General features: G+C 39.9%; 19 protein-coding genes and 5 pseudogenes. 7 read left to right on the top strand and 17 right to left on the bottom strand.

All coding sequences use genetic code 11. From position 1 onward, the window contains the following. Positions 1-40: 40 nt before the first annotated feature. The 3 genes and pseudogenes from QTA56_RS18285 to QTA56_RS17360 all read right to left on the bottom strand — a co-directional run bounded on the left by QTA56_RS18285 (position 41) and on the right by QTA56_RS17360 (position 3,217). Positions 41-1,128, bottom strand: a pseudogene (locus QTA56_RS18285) (BMP family ABC transporter substrate-binding protein). Continuing rightward, positions 1,125-2,201: an apurinic/apyrimidinic endonuclease family protein gene (locus tag QTA56_RS17365; RefSeq protein WP_267982215.1), complete on the bottom strand. Its 1,077-nt coding sequence runs from the start codon at positions 2,199-2,201 to the stop codon at positions 1,125-1,127. Before QTA56_RS17365 ends, QTA56_RS18285 begins: the two are co-directional and overlap by 4 nt. A 26-nt stretch (positions 2,202-2,227) precedes the next feature. Then, the gene (locus QTA56_RS17360) at positions 2,228-3,217 is read right to left on the bottom strand and encodes an isopenicillin N synthase family dioxygenase (protein WP_114258688.1); all 990 of its coding nucleotides are present in this window, start codon (positions 3,215-3,217) and stop codon (positions 2,228-2,230) included. 344 nt (positions 3,218-3,561) lie between these two features. Here QTA56_RS17360 and QTA56_RS17355 point away from each other — a divergent pair, with 344 nt between their 5' ends. Together QTA56_RS17355 and QTA56_RS18355 are read left to right on the top strand one after the other, a co-directional pair. Beyond that, entirely contained in the window at positions 3,562-4,617 is a 1,056-nt protein-coding gene (locus tag QTA56_RS17355; RefSeq protein WP_114258687.1) for a Rieske 2Fe-2S domain-containing protein, read from the top strand. Positions 4,618-4,813: 196 nt separating this feature from the next. After that, positions 4,814-4,951, top strand: a pseudogene (locus tag QTA56_RS18355) (hypothetical protein); the annotation flags it as partial. 39 nt (positions 4,952-4,990) lie between these two features. On the opposite strand, the pseudogene QTA56_RS17350 reads toward QTA56_RS18355, so the two are convergent. Continuing rightward, positions 4,991-5,449, bottom strand: a pseudogene (locus QTA56_RS17350) (DDE-type integrase/transposase/recombinase); the annotation flags it as partial. 68 nt (positions 5,450-5,517) lie between these two features. Continuing rightward, positions 5,518-5,649, bottom strand: coding sequence for a hypothetical protein (locus QTA56_RS17345; RefSeq protein WP_260390456.1), 132 nt, complete (start codon positions 5,647-5,649; stop codon positions 5,518-5,520). Positions 5,650-5,965: 316 nt separating this feature from the next. On the opposite strand from QTA56_RS17345, the gene QTA56_RS17340 reads away from it, so the two are divergent. Next, positions 5,966-6,487 (top strand): hypothetical protein, encoded by a 522-nt coding sequence (locus QTA56_RS17340; protein ID WP_249571397.1) that lies wholly within the window; start codon positions 5,966-5,968, stop codon positions 6,485-6,487. 78 nt (positions 6,488-6,565) lie between these two features. Beyond that, a complete protein-coding gene (merR, locus tag QTA56_RS17335; protein WP_001166626.1) occupies positions 6,566-7,021 on the top strand; it encodes a mercury resistance transcriptional regulator MerR in 456 nt (151 codons plus the stop codon). A gap of 208 nt (positions 7,022-7,229) precedes the next feature. On the opposite strand, the gene QTA56_RS17330 is transcribed toward merR, so the two are convergent. The 7 genes and pseudogenes from QTA56_RS17330 to cadR form a co-directional block, all read right to left on the bottom strand. After that, positions 7,230-7,598, bottom strand: coding sequence for a hypothetical protein (locus QTA56_RS17330; RefSeq protein ID WP_492209322.1), 369 nt, complete (start codon positions 7,596-7,598; stop codon positions 7,230-7,232). A 41-nt stretch (positions 7,599-7,639) separates the two neighbouring features. Continuing rightward, positions 7,640-7,819: pseudogene (locus tag QTA56_RS17325) on the bottom strand (cation efflux transmembrane domain-containing protein); the annotation flags it as partial. 85 nt (positions 7,820-7,904) lie between these two features. Then, on the bottom strand, positions 7,905-11,060 hold the full coding sequence (locus tag QTA56_RS17320; RefSeq protein ID WP_267982213.1) for an efflux RND transporter permease subunit: 3,156 nt from the start codon (positions 11,058-11,060) through the stop codon (positions 7,905-7,907). Then, on the bottom strand, positions 11,053-12,285 hold the full coding sequence (locus QTA56_RS17315) for an efflux RND transporter periplasmic adaptor subunit (RefSeq protein WP_267982212.1): 1,233 nt from the start codon (positions 12,283-12,285) through the stop codon (positions 11,053-11,055). The genes QTA56_RS17320 and QTA56_RS17315 overlap by 8 nt, the downstream gene beginning before the upstream one ends. A 1-nt stretch (position 12,286) precedes the next feature. Further along, positions 12,287-13,654 carry a TolC family protein gene (locus tag QTA56_RS17310; protein ID WP_004677225.1) on the bottom strand — a complete coding sequence of 456 codons (1,368 nt, stop codon included), beginning with the start codon at positions 13,652-13,654 and terminating at the stop codon, positions 12,287-12,289. 48 nt (positions 13,655-13,702) lie between these two features. Beyond that, a pseudogene (locus QTA56_RS17305) lies at positions 13,703-14,112 on the bottom strand (hypothetical protein). Between the two features lie 142 nt (positions 14,113-14,254). Beyond that, positions 14,255-14,647: a Cd(II)/Pb(II)-responsive transcriptional regulator gene (gene cadR, locus QTA56_RS17300; RefSeq protein ID WP_057061774.1), complete on the bottom strand. Its 393-nt coding sequence runs from the start codon at positions 14,645-14,647 to the stop codon at positions 14,255-14,257. Between the two features lie 90 nt (positions 14,648-14,737). Here cadR and QTA56_RS17295 point away from each other — a divergent pair, with 90 nt between their 5' ends. Genes QTA56_RS17295 through feoB form a run of 3 tightly spaced genes read left to right on the top strand, consistent with a single transcriptional unit; the run spans position 14,738 to position 18,109 of the window. Then, on the top strand, positions 14,738-16,018 hold the full coding sequence (locus tag QTA56_RS17295) for a cation efflux transmembrane domain-containing protein (protein ID WP_057061773.1): 1,281 nt from the start codon (positions 14,738-14,740) through the stop codon (positions 16,016-16,018). 11 nt (positions 16,019-16,029) lie between these two features. Next, entirely contained in the window at positions 16,030-16,290 is a 261-nt protein-coding gene (locus tag QTA56_RS17290) for a FeoA family protein (protein WP_017385097.1), read from the top strand. After that, positions 16,280-18,109 (top strand): ferrous iron transporter B, encoded by a 1,830-nt coding sequence (feoB, locus tag QTA56_RS17285; protein WP_057061772.1) that lies wholly within the window; start codon positions 16,280-16,282, stop codon positions 18,107-18,109. The genes QTA56_RS17290 and feoB overlap by 11 nt, the downstream gene beginning before the upstream one ends. A 71-nt stretch (positions 18,110-18,180) precedes the next feature. On the opposite strand, the gene QTA56_RS17280 is transcribed toward feoB, so the two are convergent. From QTA56_RS17280 to QTA56_RS17260, 5 genes are all read right to left on the bottom strand, one after another. Continuing rightward, complete coding sequence (locus QTA56_RS17280; RefSeq protein WP_000911301.1) at positions 18,181-18,543, bottom strand: copper-binding protein; 363 nt, start codon at positions 18,541-18,543, stop codon at positions 18,181-18,183. A 33-nt stretch (positions 18,544-18,576) separates the two neighbouring features. Further along, positions 18,577-21,723 (bottom strand): efflux RND transporter permease subunit, encoded by a 3,147-nt coding sequence (locus tag QTA56_RS17275; protein WP_267982211.1) that lies wholly within the window; start codon positions 21,721-21,723, stop codon positions 18,577-18,579. 13 nt (positions 21,724-21,736) lie between these two features. Further along, entirely contained in the window at positions 21,737-23,236 is a 1,500-nt protein-coding gene (locus tag QTA56_RS17270) for an efflux RND transporter periplasmic adaptor subunit (protein ID WP_058971418.1), read from the bottom strand. Next, positions 23,236-24,543 (bottom strand): TolC family protein, encoded by a 1,308-nt coding sequence (locus QTA56_RS17265; protein ID WP_115736697.1) that lies wholly within the window; start codon positions 24,541-24,543, stop codon positions 23,236-23,238. Before QTA56_RS17265 ends, QTA56_RS17270 begins: the two co-directional genes overlap by 1 nt. Before the next feature lie 80 nt (positions 24,544-24,623). After that, entirely contained in the window at positions 24,624-25,028 is a 405-nt protein-coding gene (locus tag QTA56_RS17260) for a hypothetical protein (protein WP_006581738.1), read from the bottom strand. Positions 25,029-25,242 lie beyond the last annotated feature (214 nt).

The following is a 25,242-nucleotide window of genomic DNA, read 5'->3' as shown; positions in this document are numbered from 1 at the left end:
AAGCCCTTATCGAAATCCCTCAATAAAGGCTTAGCTTTGTTTATTTTGGATAAGCAGCATCCACGCCTTTAACGAAATAATTCATACTCATCAATTGCGTATTTGAGAGATGTTTACCTTTTCCCAAAAGTAATGTTCCATCTTGTTTGTAAAGTGGTCCACTAAACACAACATATTGACCGTTACGAATTTTATCTCGGACTGCCAAAACCTTCATTTTTTCATTGTTAGAGACCATTGGACCAAAACCTGCTATATCGATGGCACCTTCCTTGACACCATACCATGTCGATCCCGACTTCCATATTTTGTTATGCACTTGCTGCAAAACAGGAGTATAGATTTTTTCCCAATATAACACTGATGCAGCTAGGTGACCTTTAGGAGCAAACTTACTCATATCTGAGTTCCAGCCAAAGCCAAATTTCCCTTTTTCCTGAGCAGCTTTAACTACAGCGGGTGAGTTGGTGACTTGTGATAATATATCAGCATTTTGCGATATTAATGCAAGTGCAGCCTCATGCTCTTTTCCTGAATCAAACCAAGTGTTAATCCAGACTATCTTGGTCTTAATTTTTGGATTTACAGATTGAGCCCCAAGTGTATAGGCATTGATGTCTCTAATGACTTCAGGAATTGGGAATGGTGCTACAACACCCAAACATTACTTTTAGTCTTATAGCCTGCCAATACCCCTTGCAAGTAAGAGCCTTCATAGGTTCGGATATCATAGACTCCCACATTTTTTGCAGTTTTATATCCGTTCGCATGCATAAAAATGGTGTTCGGGAACTGTTTAGCTACCTTTTCAATGGCATTCATATACCCGAAGGTAGTAGCAAATATAACCTTATTTCCTTGTTGTGCGAGTCTCCGAAATGTACGTTCAGAGTCGGCATTATCTAGAATATTCTCGATATAAGAGGTCTTAAATTTACCCTGTAAGGACTTTTCTGCTTTCAGACGACCTATATCGTGTGAATAAGACCAACCATAATCGTTTTTATGAGCGACATAGACAAAAGCCGCTTGATCAGCGGCCAATGCTGGATTGGCCCCACTGATGAGTAAAAGTCCTAAAAGACTGGCATTTACGAAAATATTTTTTAAATTAAGTAGGTTGTTCATGCTGATTCTCTTTGAAGAGTATCAGTTGAATTTTGTTTTGCCATAAATATTGCCAGTCGCTCCTCATAAATCTCACGAATATAATGGGCAACACTGCAACTGTCGGCAAACATGTTGTATTTCCAATTTAAAGCATACGACTCTAAATTGATATTATCAACAGTCATAAGTTGAACTTTAGAATTTGGATTGTTCAAGTAGCTATCAATGATTTTACGAATGACTTCTTTGGTTGGTGCAAGCTTATATGCATGCCAGAAGTCTGTATGCCATTCACCTTCCGTAGGTTGATTAAATGGATACTGAATTCCTCGGCCAGGACGATTTGTTCCTAAGCCATTATATGGTCCTGTTTCAAATGCTAACCAGTTAACTGGATTATTCGGGACTGCAGGACGGATCTGCCCCCATGTAACTAAATTTCGATTCAGCCAATCATCTGCAAAACTATCATTATTAAAAGGATCTAACTTTCTGATAGCTTCAGGATCATCACGCATTTGTGATACAGCAAGCTCAATTTCATTTTCAATTTTAAAAATACAATGGCTGTAATCCATTGCAAACTCAAACGGCACACCTTCTTTTTCTATGAGATCTGCCACCGGAATTACTCGACGATAATCTTCAGACCAGTTATCAACGTGGCACTCTAAGGTAACCGTTATTCCTTTACTTTGAGCGTAGGTGTAGAAATCGATATAAGTTTTAGCAACTTCTTCGTTCGTTACATAATGACCATCTGCATGTTTTGCCCAAATCATCATGTTGTGGAATTTGGCCCCTACAGCGGCACTACGATTAATATCCTGTTTGAATGCTTCCTCATCCTTGCCAATGACATATAAGCCACAACCAGAATAAATAGGGATATTTGTTTTCTGACTTGCCTTGATGTAAGCATCTATTTGACTATCTTCAAGAGGGATACGATCCAGAAAATCAAAGACCTCCGCAGCTTTTAGCATTTCGAACTGTTCGAGAATAGTAGGCTCATTCAGGCTTACTGGTCGTTCTTTTGATGAGTTTTGAATGCCTAAACCAGCACAACCTAGAGGAAACATTTTTTTCATAATTTTGATACCAACTGTTGAATAAATTAAACGGCTTCTTTTTTCGATGCGTAAGTTTTTTGATACATATAGGCTAGGTATTCACCTACAGTCATTTCTTTAGGTTCAGCCTTAAATTGATCACCTAAATTTTGCAGCGTTTTGATTTTGTATTCGTAATCCAAGTCAAAGAAGGTTGGAACCGAATAACGTGAGATACCTGCTTTACTATTGAAAACACGGTGCATATTTGAGAGGTAGAGTCCATTAGTCATGAATTGGACTAAATCACCGAGGTTTACGATAAAAGTATCTGGTATGTGAGGTGCACGTATCCATTCACCCTCACTATTGCGTACTTCTAGTCCACCTACTTCATCTTGCAATAAGAGCGTCAGTAACCCCCAATCAGTGTGCGCACCGCACCCTAGCTGATTGTTTACAATTTTTTCAGATTGAGGAGGATAGTGAAGCATACGGGTAATAATGACAGTTTCATCATAGCCTGCCTCGAAGTAGTTTTCTTCAAGCCCAAGAGAAAGTGCCAATAGGCCAGCTAGATGCTTACCCAGTTTTAAAGTCTGTTGAATATAGGTTTCGGTCTGGGTCTTCATTTCAGGAAGATCTTCAGGCCACTGATTCTGCCCATGTTGTGGATAGCCTTTTTGGACATATGGGTGACTTGAATCTAGATTTTTCCCTGACATGAACCCTTCTTTTAAGTCAGGAGGAGAGCCTTCATCAAGTGTTTGAGCTGCCATTGGTTCATAACCACGAAGGCATTTGGAGTTTTTGAAATCAACTTCTAGTTTCTTTTCAATCGGAAGGTCAAAAAACTGTTTTGCAATGTCTAATTGTTTTTGGAGAACTTCAGAAGCGATACCATGATTTTTAATATAGAAGAAACCTGTTGTTCTGCATGCTTTATGGATTTCCCACGCAACAGATTTCCGGTTTTCCAGGTTATCGGAAAAACTGTCGCTTAAGTCGATTACTGGAATACTTTTAGCCGTAGAAGGTGGTGTGTATGTCAACATTTTTGTGGCTCTTTGAACTTTGTTGTTATCAACTTAATGACAATTTAATTCCGTGCATAGCAGAGAATCTCGCTCAACTCGTTGCCAAAAAGGCAACACTAAATAAAGTCAGAGTAGTAATAGGAGTCCAAGTAATTCAGCATCAATTAAGAATTGTGATGAGTTATAAAATGCTAGTTATTTGTTAAGTTTAGATAAGAAGAACAATAATAAGAAAAGTGTTCTAAAAATTAGAAATACCATTCCTAAAGTCTTTAATAGACAGATAGAAAAGAAAAAGTCATGATGAAGCAATGCTAAGAAGTTTGAATTAATCAATAACTTATAAGAGGGGCAGCGCTAAAATGAATGCAATACCAGTTCTCAATTTATTCACTCAGCCACAATGTAGTCAATTTGACCCAAATGACTGGAATATTCTAGCGCAGCATTGGTATCCGGTAGTTCAAATCCAGGATGTAACGACTCAACCGCAACAAGTTCAGCTCCTTGATGTCAAAATGGCTATTTATAAAACTGAAAGTGGAGAAATTCATCTGGTCAGAGATATCTGTCCACATCGAGGAGTGCCATTAAGTAAAGGATGGGTAGAAGGTGAAAATATTGTTTGTCCCTATCATGGGCTCAACTATAACGCACAAGGTAAGTGCGTAAAAATCCCTGCTCAACCAGAACTTACCCAAATTTCAGATCGGTTCACCTTAACTAAATTCCCTGTAGTTGAGAAATATGGACTAGTTTGGACCAGCTTATTTAGCCGTGATGAAAGTGAAGCTAATTTTCCAGTTCTTGAAACTTGGGATTCGGATGAACATCAATCAATACTCCCACCATTTGTTGATATAGCAGGTTCTAGTGGTCGTCAGCTTGAAGGTTTTATCGATGTGGCACATTTTGCCTGGGTGCATAACAAGGCATTCGCTGATCGTGATAATCCAGTAGTGCCAAAATATGAAACTGAAAGAACAGATTATGGACTTAAAACGATTTATATCTCTACAGTAAGTAACTTTCCTCATGGTTTGAGACATTTAGAGCCAGAGAATTTCTTATGGAAACGAGAATTTGATGTATATCCTCCATTCTCGGCAACACTTACTGTCTATTTTCCTAACAATGGGATTTTAAAAATTTTGAATGCTTGTTGTCCTGTTTCGCATAATCAAACCAGGCTATTTGTTCCGTTGACACGTAATTTTGATACGACGGGTGACCTACAGGCTGTATATGACTTCAATGCACAAATTTTTGCAGAGGATCAGGATATTGTTGAGAGTCAAAAACCGGAAGAACTTCCATTAGATGTTTCAATGGAGGCGCACTTTGCAGCAGACAAATCTTCAACGACATATAGACGGATATTGGCAGAATGGGGATTAAGTAAAAGATATGTGGTCTAGAGATATAAGATAACCGATTATCTCGATTGGTTGAAATATAAGGGAGGTAGTCTCCCTTATATTTTTAGAGATTGATTTCGCAGAAATACTAATATAAAAGTGACTAACCATTTATCGTAATTTCATTGTCTTAGCTTCTTCTAATTAATAAACTTGATTTTGTTACAATATCAAGTTTATACAGGGAGAGACATAGATGGTAAACCAGTATGGTGGAAGTAGAGAAGGGGCAGGACGTAAAGCTCTTTATGATGAACCTACAAAAGTTTTGCGTGTTCCAGAATCTCGTGTAGTTGAAATCAAGAACTATCTCGCAAACTCAAAGAAAGCCAAGTGAACCGTACCGGGTTTGTCGGAGACTTTTTTATTTAAGTTAGGCCACCTGACCTAACGGGTTAATCTTATCATAGTACATTGCTTCAAACTCAAAAGTCGATACATAACCCAGTGCACTGTGTACACGCTTTTTATTGAACCAATCTACCCAGTTTAGTGTCGCAAGTTGTACATCTGCTAAACCTTGCCAATCTGCTTTTAAATATTCAATCACCTCTGTTTTGTATAAGCCATTCACCGTTTCAGCCAGAGCATTATCGTATGAATCACCAGTTGTACCGACTGATGCTCGTAAATTTGCAGCTTCTAAACGATTGGTATAGCGAATAGAAAGATATTGAACACCTCTATCGGAATGATGAATCACATTCTTTGGCATGCCTCGATCGTGCAATGCTTGCTCCAATGCATCGAGTACCATATCTGTATTCATCCGTGTAGATACTTTCCATCCAACAATTGCTCGTGAGAACACGTCAATAACAAATGTACTATGATAAGATTAACCCGTTAGGTCAGGTGGCCTAACTTAAATAAAAAAGTCTCCGACAAACCCGGTACGGTTCAATCGTTTTCAACATACAGAACTGCTCCACTTTGAGCTGCGGTAATAAAGCTTTCTCGAAGTGCACAAGCTGCCTGAGAAGCAATTTCTCTCTCATCGTCATTTTCATTAATTACATTTACTGCTGACATTGACGTAATCCTGAGTAAAGCCTACGTAAATCATATTCTAAGTCAGGTAGACAGGATAAAGAACTAGAGACCTTTCTAATGCTTTGATCGACACACACAATAGCTTCTTTTCAAATCAAGGTAGGCATTATGTGTGATCTGAATTTTATATTAAATTTCAATAACTTATAAATATTAATATTTGAGTTTTATTTTTACTACATAAATACAATAACATTTAAAATCAAATACTTATATTATGTGCAAAATTTAGAGCTTAACATCACACATAATACCTACCTAACTACCTTAGTTACAGTCAGGACTCTGATCCCACATGATGAAAATTAAAAATATGGACTCGTTTAAGCTGTCCTATATGTACTTCTTTCCAGTGGTGTTTTTCCCATTTTTAAATATCTACCAATTTAGAAACAATCCAGACCTTCAATCATGGCTATTCAGTAACTTACTGATCAGCATTACAGTAATTTTGGTCCCACTTTGCCTTAGTTTAAGCATGCTTATCACTAAGTTTTTATACCAAGATCACAACAAAAAAATGGAATACAACGCCATGGGGCTTGGGTTGTTGTGCCTAATTTTTCTCATGGGCAGCAACTACTACCAGTTCCATAAATTTACAGCAGGAACGTACCTCAGCATTGACCATTATCGCATGGCGTTAATGCTGAGTTTCCTCATCGGATGCTTTGTATCAAGCCTCTGCTTTGCCTTGAAATATAAGCAATATTCAAAAAAATATGACACCGACTTCAACCTCAAAACCCAAAGATTCATGCTGAGTGCATCCCCACTGTTATTGATCGCCATCACAGCCATCTTTGTGGTTTGGTAATCCTCCCATAAATAACTGAATTTAAAAGTAGAGGTTAGCTTAAGCTTACTTCCGTAGTTATGTACGGAGTCAAGCGATATGCAAATTAATTTTGAGAATCTGACCATTGGCGTTTTTGCCAAGGCGGCCGGGGTCAATGTGGAGACCATCCGGTTCTACCAGCGCAAGGGCCTGCTGCCGGAGCCAGACAAGCCCTATGGCAGCATTCGCCGCTATGGCGAGGCGGATGTAACACGAGTGCGGTTCGTGAAATCGGCCCAGCGGCTGGGCTTTAGCCTGGACGAAATCGCCGAGCTACTGCGGCTGGAGGATGGCACCCATTGCGAGGAAGCCAGCGGCCTGGCCGAGCACAAGCTCAAGGATGTGCGCGAGAAGATGGCCGACTTGGCACGCATGGAGGCCGTGCTGTCTGAACTGATGTGCGCCTGCCATGCGCGGAAAGGGAACGTTTCCTGCCCGCTGATTGCGTCACTGCAAGACGGAACGAAGCTCGCTGCATCGGCGCGGGGGAGTCACGGGGTGACTACGCCTTAGCGTGCTTTATTTTCCGAATTCTGAGACGACCCCTAGATGCCTGGTCAAGACTGCATACTTGCAGTTTTGACCAAGCATCGGAATATAATTTTAAGCAATAAAAAAGCCAGTATAGAGCTGGCTTTTTTATTCAATGATCTTAAAAACAATATTATGTAGCAACTTCACAAAAAGATAATAATCAGCAGGTTACAGTGAGAAACCTAGATTAACTCGGCATCCTATTGTGAAAATCAATAGCAAAATCTGATTCAGATCGTGGTTCGGTATTGTAGAATTTGAAGCCTAAACATTTAACTTCCTTATAACCATGCTCTTTAACTTCATTTAAGAACTCAACATAGTTTTGTGAATCATCTTGATCTGCATCAAAAACAATTTGGCTTTCATCATCCAAACTAATCAATACTTCCTCTTTCCAAGTATCCTTTTCAAGCAAATGACCACCTTTAGGCTCAATTAAGCATTGATAGTACATTTCACTATTTTCAGCATCATTAATGATCAGTATGTAGTCAGGGCTGAATCTACGACCATCTTTAGGGCTAAACAACCAATAATCGAGTTCATTCCGTATCAGGTAAATCTCTGCACCCTTGTAGCGTGATTTAAGCTCGTCAATGCGGCTACATCAGTAAACATGTGAGCGGCATCAGACAGTAATGCTAAACTTTGGGTAATAAAAGCAGCGACAACTTCTACTATTAAAAAAGTAGTCGTTAAACCCAAAGCAAACATTAATTTCTTACTATTTCCTTCAGTAACAACCGCATGGCTATGATCATGATGTTCTGACATAAAATTTTCCTTATTCAATCCATGATTAGCAGAGATACTTGAGACAGGCTCAATATCTCTGCTAAAAATTGCTTAATCTAATGGATTAAGAAGCTTTCTTTTCATTCATCCAGCGGTACAGTACGGGCAATAAAACCAATGTAAGCAGGGTAGAGGAGATAATTCCTCCAATAACCACTGTTGCTAAAGGTCTCTGTACTTCTGCCCCAGTTCCGGTTGCCAAAGCCATCGGGACAAACCCAAGGGACGCCACACAAGCTGTCATCAGCACAGGTCTAAGACGCAAAATTGCACCCTGCCACGTTGCATAATAAAGGTCATATTGTTGTCGCAACTCTTTGATAAAGGTAAGCATGACTAAGCCATTCAGTACAGCCACCCCCGATAGTGCAATGAAGCCAACCCCTGCTGACATGGATAATGGAATGTCACGCAACCACAACGCGATTAAGCCTCCACATAAGGCAAACGGTACACCACTAAAGACCAGTAAGCTTTCTTTGATATTATGGAATACAGCCATCAATAAAATAAAGATCGTCAACAATGCGAGCGGAACCACCAATTGCATACGCGCTTTTGCAGACATCAGATTTTGAAATTGACCGCCATAATCTATCCAATAACCGCTTGGTAATTCCTGTTTGGATAACGTGCTCTGAAGCTCTGTTACGAATGAGCCTAAATCACGTCCTTCTACATTTGCAGTAATAACCACTCGACGTTTACCATTTTCACGGCTGACCTGATTAATACCCAGGATATTTTCAACGCGTGCCACATCTTGCAGTTGGACTAAACCACCATTCGGCAATTGAATAGGAAGTACCGCTAACTGTTCAGGACTACGCTGGGATTCATCTAGACGGATGACAAAATCAAAACGCTTGTCTCCCTGTAAAATTGTTCCAACATTCTGGCCACCGACACTTGTAGCTACCAGATCCTGAATTGCTCTTACCGACAAGCCGTATTGTGCGGCTCTGGACTTATCAACTTCTACATTCAACAAGGGTAAGCCACTGGTCTGTTCTACATTAACGGCTGTCGCGCCTGAAATTGAGTTAATTTTTTGAGAAATTTTATTCGCTTCGCGATTTAGAATCTCCATGTCATCACCAAATAATTTGACACCCACATCACTTCGCACCCCTGAAATTAACTCGTTAAAGCGCAGTTCAATGGGTTGCGAGAACTCACTGTTATTTCCCGGCAATGTCGCTAAGAAAGTAATCATTCTTTGGCGAAGCTCATCAATCGTTTGTTTTGGATCAGGCCATTCATCATGAGGTTTTAACAGTACAACGCCATCTGAAATGTTGGGTGGCATCACATCTGTGGCCACTTCTGCTGTACCGGTACGGGCAAAGATCGCTTTAATTTCAGGAAATTCTTTCAACAGTAACTTCTCAGTATTTTCCTGCATTCTCAGTGACTGTTCTAACCCTGTACTTGGGGAACGCATTTGCTTAACAGCAAAATCACCTTCACCCAGTTGAGGTGCAAACTCGCTACCTGTTTGAGTGGCTAGCACACCCGTAAGCACTAAAATACAGGCAGCCACAATAGTCACAAATAAACGAAGCTCATAGGCTTTATCTAAAAGCAGTTCATATTTGGTTTTAAGCCAATGCATCCAGCGACTTTCGGTTTCCTTGACTTCTCCAGTGACAAATAGGGCAACTGCGGCTGGCACAAAAGTGACAGATAAAATCATGGCCCCAATTAAAGCCAGTACAACAGTCATTGCCATAGGATGGAAAAGTTTGGCTTCTACACCCGTCAGGGTAAAGATAGGTAGATAAACCACCAAAATAATTAACTGTCCAAAAATCAGAGGACGACGCGCCTGTTTTGCAGCCAAGAAGACTTCTTTAAATCTTTCAGAACGGCTAAGTAAACCACCTTTCAGCTTCTGAGCTTCTGCTAGCCGACGGATACAGTTTTCTACAATAACCACTGCACCATCAATAATAATACCGAAGTCCAGTGCCCCTAAACTCATCAGATTTGCACTAATCTTCTGCTCTGCCATTCCCGTCAAGGTAAACAACATTGAGAGTGGAATAACGCAAGCCGTGATCAGCGCAGCACGGAAATTACCTAGAAAGAGAAATAAAATAACAATGACGAGGATTGCACCCTCAATCAAATTTTTCTGAACGGTTTTGATCGCCCGATCAACCAAATGCGTACGGTCATACACAGTCTCAATCACCACACCTTTAGGTAGCGATTGCTGGATCGATTGCACCTTTTCATCAATGGCTTGAGCAACGGTACGGCTATTTTCTCCCATCATCATCATGGCAATACCCAATACAGTTTCTTCACCATTATAGGTTGCAGCCCCTGTTCTCAAGTCATGACCAATTGAGACATTGGCGACATCTGCCACCCGAATCGGATAGCCGTTTTTATTGGCAATACTGATGTTCTGGATATCTTCAATCGTGTTTAAAGTGCCAGGAACACGAACCGTTAGCTGTTGTCCATTTTTCTCAATATAGCCAGCACCACGGTTTTCATTATTTTCTGTTAAGGCGGTTTGTAAATCAGTCAAAGGAATTTGCAATTGTTGTAATCGGTTCAGATCAGGGGCAACCACATAGGTTTTATTAAAGCCACCGATACTGTTGATCTCCGCAACGCCTTTTACACGCTGTAATTGCGGCCTTACAATCCAATCCTGAATTTCACGTAAATCCATCGCAGAATAAGCGGTTCCATCCGGTTTTTTAGCATTTGGTTCGGCTTTAATCACCCATTGATAGATTTCACCTAAACCTGTCGAAATAGGTGACATGTTAGGTTGCACATCTTCAGGCATTTCTCCCATTGCTTCTTGCAAGCGCTGGTTGATAAGCTGTCTGGCCCAGTAAATATCCGTGCCATCTTCAAAAATGATGGTCACTTGCGATAAGCCGTAGCGTGAAATAGAACGGGTTTGTTCCATTTTCGGCATGCCTGACATGGCATTCTCGATTGGATAGGTAATCCGCTGTTCCATTTCTAAAGCCGTAAAACCATTGGCTGAAGTGTTAATCTGCACCTGAGTGTTGGTAATATCTGGTACAGCATCAATCGGTAACTTTTGATAACTATAAATACCAATAGCAATCCAAGCCGCAATAAACAGCATGACCCAGATTGCGTTATGGATAGAAAACTGGATCAGTCGATCAAACAGTCCTTCAGGTTTTACCGATTCGTGGTCTGGAATTTGAGGAGTTTCAGTCATCTGAAGCCTCTCCTTTTTCCAGCTCGGATTTCAGTAAAAAACTGCCTTGAGCGGCATATTTTTGTCCCTGACTAAGCCCACTCACCACTTCAATCCATTGGCTCTCCCCAGATGATTGCCCTAATTTCACAGGTTGCGGACTGAATTCAACTTTTTGTCCATGCTGAGTGGCGACAAAAACCACATCTTTTCCATCGACATTCTGAACTGCGGACTTAAGTACCCGTAATGCGGTACTTTCACTGCGTTGTTGCAACTGTACGTTCACCATCAAGTTTGGACGTAATTCGGTTGCATTCGATTCAACTTTTGCTCGCACCTGAAGACGACCTGTTTGAATATCCGCTTCAGTATTTAAAGCCTGAATAACAGCTTGATAAACCTTTTCTGTTTGCAAGGATTTAAATTCGATCTTTTGATTCGGGGCTAAGCCCACAATTTCAGAATTTGGAACAATAAACTCAAGCCAGAGCTGATCTAACCTGTCTATCGTAAAGAGTTGACTTGCTAACTGAACATTTTCTCCTTGCACCAAATCCTTTTTACTAATCACGCCGGAAATGGGGGCTTTCAAAATATAGCGGCCATTACTGGCATTCACTGCACCAAATGCACTTAAACGTGATTGGGCCGCTTGAACCTGAATTTGTGCCCGTTTATAACTGTTATAAGCCCGTTGATAGTCCTGTTTTGCTGAGATACCCTGTGACCACAATTGACGCTCACGCTCAAAGTCTTGTTTCGCCAGTTCCAGATTGGTTTGTTCAATTTTAAGATTGGCCTGCTGATCAACTAGATCAGGAACAAGCAATGTAGCCAAAGGCTGCCCTTTCTGAACTTTTTGGCCGAGTTCTACATAGACATTTTCTACATGACCGCTAAAACTCGGTGAGACATGCGCTTGCTGATCCGTATTCACATTGAGTTTGGCAGGATAAGAACTTAATTTAACCACCGGACCTTGATCGACCGCTGATAATTGTATGCCCTGTTCAACCAGTTGCTTGGCGGTCAGGCTCACGCCTTCGGCATGCTCTTCAGTTTCACCGCCATGTTCTTCTCCGCTTTCTTCCTCTGCATGTTCATCTGATGTTTCCGATTTATTCTTACCAGTTAAGATCAAAAAAATACTGAGGAGTACGGTAGCGCCGATAACCAAACCAATCAGTAGAGGTTGAGAGATTTTTCCGCTCTGTTTTTTTAAGCTGTTTTTAAGATCGAACATGTTAATTTCCCCCACCAATGACAGGCATGGCCTGTATGTCTTGCCATAAGTTTTGATTGATTTGTGCAATAGCATCTTTCGACATGACTTCACTTGGGCTAATGCCTAAGCTCAAACTTTCTGCTTCAATGGCCTTTTGCCAGCCATCCCGTAACAACTGGACTTTACGCAGACGGATGTCTTGTAATTGAAGCGTGGCTTGCTGAACATCGGTTAAAGCAAACTTGCCTGCCAAGAAACCTTGTAGCGTCTTACTTTGAACTTGAGTCGCCAAAGGAATTTGAGTCTCGTCAACGACTTTGAATTGCAGCTCTAAACCCTGCAACTCGGTTAAAATTGTGCCTATTTGCAGCGCATTTTGCTTTAGATAAAACTCTTTCTGACGCTCTAATAAGTTCATTTTTTCTTGCGCGATTTTTATGCCATTTTGCTGACGATCGAAAATATTAAGCGGTACACTGACTCCGACTACTAATTGATTTTGTGTGGAGTTTTCCAAGGATTGGGTGCGGTTGACACCTAGGTTTAAAGTGGGGTTAGGACGTGCCTTTGCCCTTAGTTGATCAACCGTTGCTTGAGACTCTAATACCAGTAAAGCTCGATATTTCTCAACGTAGTTTTCCGCTAAATATTCTTGAACCTGCTGATGAGTCGATTTTGGCCAGAGCTTTTGTGAAGAGAGGTTTACCTGCAATGACTTATCAGAGGTTCCCCATAAATTTGATAATTGTTGGGTGGCCACTTGGACTTGTAAGTCGGCCTGTCTAAAAAGACGGATATTTTCAGCATGACTTAAACGTGCGCGATTCACATCTACTTGCGCGATACCGCCCGCAGTAAAGCGCTTCTCGATCGCTTTAAGGTTTTCTTCGCTCACCCGAAGTTGTTCATTGACAATGTTTCTTTCAAGTTCGGCAATGGCCAGTTGTGACCATACATATTTCACTGCAAGCTCAATTTGCGCTTGATAAATCTTCTGCTTCAGTGCTGTTTTATCTGTAGAGAGACTGGCTAATTTTTGGTTTGCTTTTCGCTCACCAAAAATATCCAAGGGTTGTGATATGCCAATGGTAAGCTCTTTTTCATTATTTGAACCAAATCCCGTTTGTTCAACTGACAGTTCAGGATTTTTAAACAGCTTACTTTGCTGAAGATTCGTGGCATTAATGCTGTTTTGCGTTTCCCAGAAATTTTGGGACGCTTGATACTGGTTGACCTGATCAATGGCTTGTCGCAGCGTTAAATCTTGAGGACTGGCGACTACAGAAGTACTCAAGCTGATCATTGCTGATAGCAAGACACCTGTACGGAATGCTGACCAGGATAAATTCAGGATAGAAGTATCCTGATATAATTTGTTTTTTGACATGAAATGCCCCACACATAATGAGATTAGGAGTGGTGGGCTTTTATAAGACTACCCCACCAATAGTAGGGGCAAATCAGGAGGGGGGTTAATTGATTCAGATAAGGGGATTTATAAAAAGTTCTTCCCAAATAAGATGGTGTAAGGACTGTCTCAAAATGAGTTTTAAGCTTCAAATCATCGGGTGGGTCAATCTGAATCACGATTGTATTTGAGAAATGACAGCACTTTTCGTTAAAACAAATCTTCTGACAATAGTCATAAATTTCTTTATAGTTTTCTAAGGAATAAAGTGCTTGACTAGGACTATCACTCTTTTCGTCTAAATCGATTGGATTAGAGAGTATTGAATTGGGTATGTTTAGCATTTCATGCAGACACGCAGCCTCTGCCACACTCCAAATATTCTGGAATGTGAATAAGAGTACCAATATCTGGATTAGAAATGTTTTTCTCTTCATACACAAATCTGTATTTAAAACACCAATAAGAAGCTGTCCAGATCTATCAAAGATCTGATCACAGAATTTGAGTAACCTTAAACTTTTTGCAGCCTTAAGTAAAGATATACAGAATTTTTGAAAAAAGCATAGGTCTAGATAATCAAGCTAGATTTTTTAGAACTCCACATTGGTCAATTGTACATAAGCCATCACAAGTACCTCTTAAATCAGATAATTGTTCAATAAGCTTTTGTTGCTTGATTATATTTTCTCTGATAGCACTGACATGTAAGTCAATTAATTCATTCACATCTGAACAATTTTTCTTGGGATTATCTTTATAGGTGAGTAATTGACGAATTTCATTCAAACTCATATTTAAAGTTCGGCAATTCAAAATAAACTTAATTCGCTCAACATAGCCTATATCGTAAAGGCGGTAATTTCCTTCCGTTCTTTCCGGTTCCGGAATTAAACCTTCCTTTTCATAAAACCTAAGCGTTAAGACTGGGCATGAGGTTTTTTTAGAGAGTTCACCAATTTTTAAATGCATTGAGCTGATATTTCCAAAAAATCTTGACTCTATAGTAACTATAGGGATTCTAATATTCAAAGTTTATAAATTTTTTTAATGGGTATAACTATGAGTGGCTGTGGATGTAGTAAAGAAACACCATGCGAAGATAAGAAATCTCAACAAGAAAATCATCCATCAATTGCAGAAGCAAGCAATTCAAAGAATTGTGATAATACGCCTAGCTGTTGTGGTGAAGAGGAAGAAGAAAAATCTTCATCTCCTTGCTGTAACACTTCAAACAGTTGTGAAGATACCGCTCAATCCTGTTGTGGTTCTGATCCCAAAGAAAATTTAAGCACTGAAGACGTTTTAAAAAATTCGCACTACATGAGTGAATACTTAGTTCCCAAAATGGATTGTTCTGCGGAAGAACAGATGGTTCGTATGGCGCTATCTTCAATTGATGGTGTTCAAAAACTCATCTTTGATTTACCTAACCGGTCTTTAAAGGTTCTACATAATCAAAAAGATGAAAATATAACTACCAAACTTGAAGCTTTGGGTTTTGGTGCAAAGCTTGTGAAGACTGAAACTTATATAAGCAATCAACAGGCTAAGCAAACAAGTACCTATACCATTCCGAAAATGGATTGCTCTGCTGAGGAGCAAATGGTTCGAATGGCACTATCTTCAGTGAATGAAGTCAAAGGTCTGACATTTGATTTACCTAATAGGAAATTAAAAGTTTTTCATAATGATGGTCTTAATGAAATTACTAGCAAACTTGAGGCCCTTGGTTTTGGTGCCAAACTAGAAAGTACTGTTACATCTGTCGGTGAAATTCCGGAAAAAGCAGATACATCTGAACAAGCAAAAGTTTTAAAAATTCTTTTAGCAATTAATCTCTTACTGTTCATGATCGAATTTATCAGTGGTTTAGTTGCTGCTTCTACAGGCTTGATTGCCGACTCATTGGATATGCTTGCTGATGCCACAGTGTTTGGAATAGCACTGTTTGTTGTTGGTAAAAGTGTAAAAAAACAATTAAAAGCAGCGCATCTTTCAGGCTGGTTACAGTTAATTCTCGCTACTTCTGTAATTGTAGATGTTGTGCGTCGGTTCATTTATGGTAGTGAGCCAGAGTCTTTCTTGATGATTGGAATTGCTGCTTTAGCGCTAATTGCCAATTTTTATTGTATATACCTAATGTCTCATCAAAAAAATGATGGTGCACACATGAAGGCTAGTTGGGTCTTTTTATCCAATGATATCATAGTCAATCTAGGTGTAATTTTTGCTGGCTTCCTTGTTGCGTTGACAGGTTCCGCATATCCAGATCTTGTTATAGGAATAATTGTTTCACTTTTCGTACTTAACGGTGCTCGAAAAATTTTGGCATTGAAATAAGGGTCGTAAAAATGAATTTATTCCAAGGTAAACCAAATCAATTTGTCAAAATTGTTGACCTAAAAAAAGGTAGCCAATATTCAGATACAAATGATCCAGTTCTCGAACGACTGGAATTATTAGGTTTCAGAATTGGTGAAACTTTACAAGTTCTAGCTAAGGGGCTTTTCGGTGGTGATCCAGTATTGGTTCAAATTGAAACTTCTCGATTTGCGTTAAGAAAGAATGAAGCTGAACGAATTTTTGTAGAGATTGTTTCAAATGAACAGTAAAAATATTGCACTTATTGGTAACCCAAATTGTGGAAAAACATCTCTCTTTAATACTTTAACAGGTACTCGTCAAAAAGTAGCTAATTATGCGGGTGTTACTGTTGAGCGGAAAGAAGGTTTCTTTAAACTACCATCTGGTGAATCAGTTAGAGTTTTAGACTTGCCTGGCACATATAGTTTGAAACCTACGAGTCTAGATGAAGAGGTAACAAGAGCTGTATGCTTAGGTGAGCTGGAGGGTGAGGTTTTACCTGATATATATGTATGTGTGGTTGATGCCACAAATTTACATTTACATTTAAGCCTTGTACTTGAAATAAGGGCATTGAATCGACCAATGCTTCTTGTTTTAAATATGATGGATGAAGTCAAAAAACGTGGTATTTCGATAGATATTAATAAGCTATCAGAATTATTGGGTATCCCAGTTATTGAGGCTGTTGCTGTTAAAACTAAAGGCGTGCAGGATCTATTAAATCAATTAGATAAAAAAAATCTATTTGTAACTCCTTATCATTCTGATCTGAATCATTTTGATCAGATTAAAAATATTACTAAACAAGTAATTTTAAAAAATGATAACGGTGATGCAAGAACAGCCTTCTTGGATAAAATTTTCTTACACCCTGTACTTGGTTTAGTCATCCTAACGTTTACCATGTTTGTCATGTTCCAAGCTGTATTTATCTGGGCACAACCTTTTATCTCATTAATTGAGAATTCAATTACATGGTTAGGCGATACAATTGGGCCGCTCATTACTCATCCCTTACTTAGAAGTCTTATTGTTGATGGCGTGATCGCTGGATCAGGTAGTGTTTTGGCTTATATGCCGCAAATCCTTATTCTATTCTTCTTTATTTTAATTTTAGAAGAATCAGGTTATTTACCACGGGCAGCATTTCTTCTAGATAAGTTGATGTCTAAAGCCGGTTTAAGTGGACGTTCCTTTATTCCATTATTATCTAGTTTTGCCTGTGCAATTCCAGGTGTCATGGCAACACGAAGCATTAGTTCGGAAAGAGATCGTCTAGCAACTATTATGATTGCACCATTAATGACTTGTTCTGCAAGATTACCTGTTTATGCTTTACTTATTGCGGCATTCATTCCAAACAAATTAGTTTATGGTTGGTTGAGTCTACAAGGTTTAGTTCTTTTTGGACTATATATGGCTGGCATTGTTTCAGCACTATGTGTTTCTTTATTTTTGAAACTAGTTAGAAAAGATAAAACAGAAAGTATTTTTATCTTTGAGTTGCCTACTTACCGATTACCAGATATTCGAAATGTTGCATTAGGACTTTATGATCGAGCTACGATCTTTTTAAAAAGGGTTGGTGGCATTATCGTAGCATTATCAATACTGCTTTGGGTTTTAGTGACATTCCCTCAACCTCCTGAGCATGCAACAATGCCTGCTATCAACTATAGTTTAGCTGGGCAACTTGGACACTTTATTCATCCTATATTTGCCCCAATTGGCTTTACATGGGAAATCTGTATCGCGTTAATTCCTGCTATGGCAGCACGTGAAGTTGTAATTGCAGCTTTAGGTGTGATTTATGCAATGTCTGGTGATGAAGATACTGTAACTCAAACATTGCTTAGTCAAATTTCGGGACCTGATGGATGGGGGCTAGCAACAGGGATGTCGCTCTTGGTCTGGTATATTTTTGCCCCCCATTGTCTTGCGACACTAGCAACTATTCGACGTGAAACAGGTAGTTGGAAGCAACCAGTTATCATGGCGACATATTTATTCGCACTTGCATATTTCTTCTCATTCCTCACATATCAGCTTATTAGTAGACTTTAATCAAAACAAGAATCTTTTATAAAGACAAATGGATGCCTTCGCATCCATTCGTCTTTTAAGTATCAAACCAATTATGAGCTTTTTTTCACAGCAACAATAATCTGATTCTCACTCTCTGTTTTTAATTCAAAGTCAACTTTATCCCCTACAGTTAAACCATTTAATAAGGATGGGTCAGCAACTTTAAAGCCCATCTTCATTGCTGGCCAATTAATCGCAGGAATTGCTTCATGGTCGAGTGTTAAAATATTTTCTTTCGTATCAATAGCAGTAATCACCCCAACGGCTTGAGCCGTTGTAGCGGTAGAAGACTCCTTATTCATCTGCTCCATAGGTGCGTCTGCTTTCTTCTGCTCTGATGCTTCATTTTTACTACATGCGCTTAATGCAGCAATAGTGGTAACAAGAGCAATAATTTTCATGAATTTCAACATAATAAAACCTCTTTAGACGAAATAATAAAACGATCAATGTGTTGATAGTTTTCTTTTGATTAAAAGCTGATATGCAGCTGGGATAACAAACATTGACAGTAGAGGAGCTGAAATCATACCCCCAACCATAGGTAAAGCAATACGGCTCATCAATTCAGAACCTGTCCCAGTCCCTAAAAGTATAGGAATTAAGCCTGCCAAAATGACGGCAACCGTCATGGCTTTAGGACGAACGCGTAGTACAGCTCCTGTTCGGATTGCATCATTGAGTTGTTGCTTCGTTAAGGATGTCGTTGAAGAAGATAGGTTTTGCTGTGCATGTTCAACTGCTTGCTTCAAATAGAACAACATGACTACACCAAACTCAGCAGCAACACCTGCAAGTGCGATAAAACCAACTGCAATCGCAACTGAAAAGTGAAAACCGCTCAAATACATGGCCCATATACCACCAATCAAAGCAAAAGGTAGCGTTGCCATAATCAGAACTGCATCTTGTACTTGTCTAAAAATCAAATAGAGCAGTAGAAAAATAATCATCAATGTAATTGGAATGATGACTTTTAAACGCGCATTAGCACGTTCCATAAACTCAAACTGCCCTGAATAGCTAATGCTCATGGCAGAGGAGCGTTTTACTTTTTGATCAATAGACTGCTTCAAATCTTGCACAACCGAAGCTAAGTCACGTCCTTGTACGTCTACATAAACCCAACCACTAGGGCGGGAATTTTCGCTCTTCAGCATTGGAGGGCCATCTGTAATTTGAATATTGGCAACACTACTTAATACAATTTGTTGTCCAGATTCAGTTACAATCGGTAAATTTCTCAAAGCTTCCAATGAGTCTCGAATCTCTCGTGGATAACGTACATTAATAGGATATCTTGCTAATCCCTCTACAGTTTCACCAATATTTTCCCCGCCAATCGCAGATGATACAATTTGCTGCACATCGTTGATATTGAGGCCATATCGTGCAGCCTGCATACGGTTAATATCGACATCAACATATCGACCACCTGTGAGTCGTTCAGCCAAAGCCGAGCTAACTCCGGGCACCTGTTTAGCCACTTGTTCAATTTGCTGTGCTACCCGATCAATATCTTGCAGATCATTTGCTGAAATCTTAATCCCGATTGGACTTTTCACCCCAGTTGCCAACATATCAATCCGGTTACGAATAGGTGGCACCCAAATATTCGTTAAACCCGGTACTTGAACTGCTTTATCCAGTTCTTTTACTAATTTGTCAGGTGTCATACCTGAGCGCCATTCAGACCGTGGTTTGAACTGAATCGTGGTTTCAAACATTTCTAAAGGCGCAGGGTCTGTTGCTGACTCAGCTCTCCCTGCTTTACCAAATACTGTCGCAACTTCTGGAACCGTTTTAATCATTCGATCTGTTTGCTGTAACAGTTCTGAGGCCTTAGCTGCGGACAATCCTGGTAAAGCTGAAGGCATATACAGTAAATCACCTTCATCCATATTCGGTAGAAATTCTCCACCTAATCGAGTTAAAGGTAAAAGACTAATAAGGAAAATTAGCAACGCACCAAATAAAGTGGTCTTTGGATGAGCTAAAACCTGATCCAACATAGGTCGGTATATTTTGATGAGGAAACGGTTCAATGGATTACGCTGTTCTGAGGGTAATTTCCCGCGGATCCAATAACCCATCAAAACAGGAATCAGGGTAATGGATAAACCAGCTGCCGCTGCCATGGCATAGGTTTTGGTAAACGCCAATGGCGAGAACAAGCGTCCTTCTTGTGCCTGTAAAGTAAAAATAGGAATAAAAGATAAGGTAATGATAAGTAAGCAGAAAAATAAAGCAGGACCAACCTCACTGGCTGACCGAGCAATAATATCCCAACGTTCTTGTGGTGCTAAGATTTGATCAGGATGCTCATGCTGCCAAGCTTCTATATGTTTGTGTGCATTTTCAACCATCACAACCGCAGCATCGACCATGGCCCCAATCGCAATGGCAATACCACCCAGAGACATAATATTGGCATTTAACCCCTGATAATACATGACCAGGAAAGCCGATAAAATCCCAAGTGGTAGAGAAACAATAGCCACCATTGCTGAACGTAAATGCCATAGAAACAGTCCGCAGACTAAAGCCACCACAATGAACTCTTCAATCAATTTATGGCTGAGATTCTCTATAGCCCGATCGATCAATTGACTACGATCATATACGGGAACCACCTGCACACCTTTAGGTAAACTTTGTTGCAATTCAGCCAGTTTTGCTTTCACAGCAGTAATCGTTTCACGTGCATTCTTACCGGCCCGTAAAATCACAACACCGCCAACAGTTTCACCTTGTCCATTCAGCTCAGTGATACCACGACGCATTTCCGGTCCGAGTTGAATAGTTGCAACATCACCTAAAGAAACAGGAACACCCAAACTATTTGTTCGTAGTGGAATCTGGCGAAAATCATCTAATGTCTTTAAATAACCAGAAGCTCGTACCATATATTCAGTTTCAGCCATTTCAAGGACTGAACCACCAGTTTCCTGATTAGCCTTTTGAATCGCTTCAATGACATTGTTTTGAGTAATTCCTAAGGCGGCCATTTTACTTGGATCTAAAACAACCTGATATTGCTTCACCATTCCCCCAATCGTGGCAACTTCAGCCACATTGGGTAATGTCTTTAGTTCATACTTTAAAAACCAGTCTTGTATGCTTCTCAGTTGTGAAAGGTCATGTTGTCCTGTTGGATCAACTAACGCATATTCATAAACCCAGCCAACGCCTGTGGCATCTGGCCCTAATGAAGATTTCGCATTTGCAGGCATTTTTCCCTGAATCTGATTTAGATATTCCAATACACGCGAACGGGCCCAATAAAGATCGGTATGTTCATCAAAAATGACATATACAAATGAATCACCAAAAAAAGAATAACCACGAACAGTTTTAACACCAGGTACTGATAACATCGTTGTTGTTAAAGGGTACGTCACCTGATTTTCAACAATTTGTGGTGCCTGACCTGGGTAATTAGTTCTGACAATCACTTGCACATCAGATAAATCTGGTAAAGCATCAACCGGAGTATTTTTTACAGCCCAAACACCCCAAGCTGCCAGAATTAAAGCTGCCAATAAGACAAATACACGATTCAAAATTGAAAAACGAATAATACGGGCGATCATAATAGTTCTCCCGTTAGTTCTTCAAAGATGCCATAGACATCTTTGAAATGTCAGAAATGACATAAGAATTTCCAACTTTTGTAAAACTAAAGTTGACCTGGTCACCTTGCTGAATTCGGGTAAATGGTTGTACGGGCTGTTTAAAGCTCATGGTCATAGCACCCCAGCCCAACTCAGGAATAGCTTGGTGTGAAATGGTAATATCTTGATTTGTGACTTTTTCAACTTTACCAAGACCTTGATATGTTGACCTCTTAATCGTTTGAGATGATGCAATTGGTTGCCCAGTGTTGAGCTTATCCAATACGCCTTGCAAATTTGCTTCAGAATCAATCAGAAATTGTCCTGAAATCACTACTCTCTGACCAGCTTTCAACCCTTGTAGGACTGCAATTTTATTGCCATCACTTTGCCCTAACTGTACAACAACTGGTTCAAAACGCCCTTGCTCACGCCCTACAATGACAACATTCCGAGTACCTGTCCGTATAACAGCTTGCTCTGGTACAACCAAACTGCTTTGGGGATTATTTATTATATTGACAGAAGCAAACATCCCTGGCTTAAGTTGACCACTAGGATTTGGTAATTCAATCCGAACTTTAATAGTTCTTGATGTTGTATCTAAGGTAGGCAAAATGTCGATAACTTTGCCAGTTACTTTTTGAGAAAAAGCAGCAAAATTGGCTTCTACACTCATACCTCGTTTGATTCCAGCAATTTGTTTTTCAGGAACGGCTGCCTCTAGCCAAATCGGGTTGATACCTTTAATTGTGGCCAAGGTTTGTCCCATAGCCAAAGCCATACCATTGCGGACTTCTAGTGAATCAATAAATCCACTAATGGGAGCTTGCAAAGTTATATTAGATTGCACTCGACGAGTTCGCTCAACTTGATGAATCACATTTTGTGGTATTCCTAAAAGCTGCAAACGTTGACGGCTTGCTTGAATAAGGGAACGATCTCCAGTACGGAGCACAGCTAAAAATTCAGTTTGCTCTCCAGTCCATTCGGGTATTGAAATATCAGCTATAGGGCTTCCTTCGGTCACCATATCTCCAACAGCATGCCCATACACTCGCTGAACAAAGCCACTTGCTCTAGTTTGTAAAATAGCTGTTTGCCGTTCATTTGCTTGTAATATGCCATTAGTAAACATGGCATTTCCAATTACAGCCTGTTCAACAGTGCCGTAACGGATGGCTAAATTTTGTTGAAGAGTTGGATCTATTTTGACTGTAGGACGACTTTCATCCGTCATCGTAGTATTTTCGTCTGCATATTTAGGTACCAGTTGCATGTCCATAAATGGAGACTTGCCTGGCTTATCAAAATGCTGTCCTGGTTTCATTGGATCGTACCAATAAAGCACTTTAGCATCCTGCTTCTGGCTTACCGATGCCGATTGAGAACCCTCTTCCTGATGAGCAAACCAATATCCGGCACCGCCACCTACGACAAGACTAATTGTGGCAACTCCCATGACAGTCATTGCCAATTTATTTCTTAACATTATGGCTGCTCCTCAGCATGGTTTAAGGTCGGCTCTTCAAAGGCAAAATAAAGTTGGGCTTTAGTCACAGCCTGTTGTTGTTGGAGATCAATGAGACGCAAACGTTGTTCTAAAAGAGATTGTCGGGCAGTAATAACATCAGACAAATTGCTTTTACCAGCTTGGTAGCTTGCCAACTGTAAACCCACTTTTTGTTTAGCGAGTGGAATACTTATTTGCATTGCACGTCTAATTTGCTGATCAAGCGCATCGAGATCGGATAGCCCGTCATCTAACTTCGTGAGATGTTCACGGTATTGGGCTTCTTGATCCGCAGTAATCCTGTTTTGCTCGTCTAGGGCTGCCTGAATGAGGGGACCACTACGTTTTTTTGAAAATACAGGAAGCTCAGTTGTCAGTTGTACACCGATCATATCGCCAAACTCTGGGGCACGATGCAGGTATGCAAGCTCAATACCCCAATCAGGTTTTTGTAAAGCCTGAGCTTGTTTCAATTTTGCTTCAGCAGTTAGCTTTTCAGCCTGAAAAGCTTTTAATTCAGGATGCTGATGCAAGTTATGATACAGCTTTGATGTATCAAGATGAATGGATGGAGCTTGGTCAGGTAAGGTTTCAATTTGAGAGGGATTTCCAGTTTGCTCTACACTGACCAACCGATGTAATTCTAGTTTGGCTTTATTTAAATCACGAAGTAAATCATCCTTCCGGTCAAGTAATACAGTGGCTTCTTGTTTTGGATCAAGTGCATCAGCAACAATTGTCCGACCGGATGTGACCTGTGTCTGTGTGATTTGAGAAAGTAATCGATTTTCTGAAAACAGTTCATCATATAGCGCCAATTTACGCTCAAGATAAAAGCGTTTAAGCCAAGCAGATGCGACTTTCTGACGTAACTCAATACGTAGAATCTCAGTTTGAGCAGTAGCTGAACCCAATTCAGCTTTTGCTAACTCGACCTCGGCTTGTCTTTTGGCGCGGTTTGGAAAATCTTGCATAACACCAATTTTCTGCATGGTCATGCCATCTTGTGTGACTGACCATGACGCATCACCAGATATAGGATAATTCTCCAAACCGAAAAATAATTTAGGGTTGGGTAAAATGCCAGAAGCTGAAACTACATTCTCAGCCCCTTCAATTCGAGCACTATTTGCTCTAAGGGTAGGTGCATATTGCTCCGCAAGTTTTAAGGCTGTATCCAAAGTTAGTGGTTCGGCATAAGCATGACCATAACTCAAGAGAAAGCAAACTGCGGTTATTGACCATCCACCCCATTTTAGGGACAGCTTTTCTTTATTAAAGTTCATATTTTTAGCTCTAAAATGATGTACACGCGCACGTGCAGAACATCCATAGAAAACTCTATGAATGATGATTAGTCATCAAATTAATTAGAGCGTGGGGGTTTCCATAAATTGGAAGGATCAGATGAGGTGAAATTTTGATTTAATGGAGAAAAAGCAGACTGTTCCACAGGGGAAGAAACCATAGATTGCAAAACACCTAGTGCTGTAGATGTATATGCAATTTTAGAAAATGACATAATACAATCTTGCTTAGACATACATGATGGATCATGTAATTGCTTCTTAATCTGTACTTCAGCTTTCATACAATCCATGTGCATAGCACTTGCTTTTTCATGATCTTCAGAATTCATCATTTGCATGGATTGCATATCTTGAGATGACATTAAACATGGACTATGTACAGATGAAGCTACTGCTGCCGATCCTACGATGAGGATAGCAAATGATAAAAACAGCGAAAGGCATGTTTTTAACCAGTGCATAATGTCATGACCAAAATTTAAGCTTTTTTAGTTTTACAGATTTAGAAAAAATTAGCAATTTTATTCATTAAAATAGCAGCCTTAAGACCACTGCTGTCCCATAGTTTGCTTTAAATAAAAAAACCTGAGTCCTAACAGTTAAAATATGAGTGTAAACAAACACTTTAACGACCAGGATTCAGGTTTTGTCACATCAGAATACCGTATTTTATGA

Origin of the sequence: Acinetobacter thutiue, from assembly GCF_030385805.1 — a bacterium.
GTDB lineage: Bacteria > Pseudomonadota > Gammaproteobacteria > Pseudomonadales > Moraxellaceae > Acinetobacter > Acinetobacter corruptisaponis.
The sequence above is the reverse complement of the archived record's forward strand: the minus strand, read 5'-3'. Positions and strand labels throughout refer to the sequence as shown.